The organism is Arenibacter sp. F20364, assembly GCF_023015905.1.
Classification (GTDB): domain Bacteria; phylum Bacteroidota; class Bacteroidia; order Flavobacteriales; family Flavobacteriaceae; genus Arenibacter.
On record NZ_JALKBD010000104.1, the window covers coordinates 1 to 1,249 of the forward strand.

General features: G+C 36.7%; 1 protein-coding gene. It reads right to left on the reverse strand.

Annotation, left to right across the window (positions count from 1 at the left end; all coding sequences use genetic code 11):
• Positions 1 to 633: 633 nt before the first annotated feature.
• Positions 634 to 1,008: a helix-turn-helix domain-containing protein gene (locus MWU84_RS23885; protein WP_051957448.1), complete on the reverse strand. Its 375-nt coding sequence runs from the start codon at positions 1,006 to 1,008 to the stop codon at positions 634 to 636.
• Positions 1,009 to 1,249: the final 241 nt, after the last annotated feature.

Sequence of the window (1,249 nt, forward strand, 5' to 3'; positions counted from 1 at the left end):
AAAAAAAATAAATCAAAACAATAAGATTTCGCTATGCGAGTGTCAGAAAGCAAACGCCAGTTTGCTCCCGTACTGTTCATAGCTAAACCGTTAGCGGTAACTTGCTATAAAAATTTAAGACCAGCTTCGGGACTTCCTTTTTTTTGCTGCCTACCCTATAGTTTTCCCAATCTGTTCGCAAACAGTACGTTTATCAGGACAGCAAAAAACCACGGTTTGCAATTCTAGGAATCAGGAATTAAAAGGGTTTTGGGATTTATAATAGAGCACCGTAAAGGCCAAACCATTTGCCGCCAGTACGCAAGGGTTACGCAAGCAGCACGCAGATGGACTTTTGGCCTGCCCTGCCCAGCCCCGGCTATGTAAAACCTCAGATAATAATGGTGTCTATTAAGGCCTGCGCCGGATTGAATATGCGGCAAAAATACGCGGACAATTACTTAGGGTTGTGCCTTGGGGCAGGGCCTGCGCTGCAAGCAACCGCTAACATGGCCTATAATTCAGTCTTCCCTTTTTCAATAGAGAAAATTTCTTACTTTTAATCCGGCCCGATTCCGATCCTGAAAAATCCTGTCGGATTTCCCAGACCGAAATCATAGCCTTAACGTTGGCAGTAATGTAATCCAATTCACACTACACACTAACTGAATTATTTGTAAAGGACTTATCACCAAAGATTTTCTTTCTATGATGGATACCCCAATTATGCAATTCAAAAATGACTTTTTCTAGCGTTTTGGAATGTTCTGTTGGCTTATATTCTGTTCTTACAGGAAAACCATTTAAAACAGTTCTTGTAATCAACTGATTTTCTTCCAAATCTTTTAATTCCTTTGACAAAACTTTGGTACTTAACTTTGGAATACTTCGCTCTATTTCCCTAAAGTGCTTATTTCCTTCCCAAATAGAAATTAAAATTAAAAGTTTCCATTTTCCACCTATTACATCTAAAGTGTCTCTTACAGGTAACAAGGCGGACATACACTCTTTATGTTCCCTTTTTTCCATATCTATTAATTTTATGATTACCTTGAAGTAACTGATTACCTAAAGGTAGCTGATTACTATTGGTAATCAAAAATAGTTAATTTTGTCATATTATTAATAATAACAATTAAAAAATGAAAAACAAGATTCTTACTGCTTTATGTATTCTATTCGGATTAATGATGATTAATTCAGGATTAAACAAATTCTTCAACTATATGCCTATGCCTGAAATGTCTGAAGAAATGATGCAAATTATGGG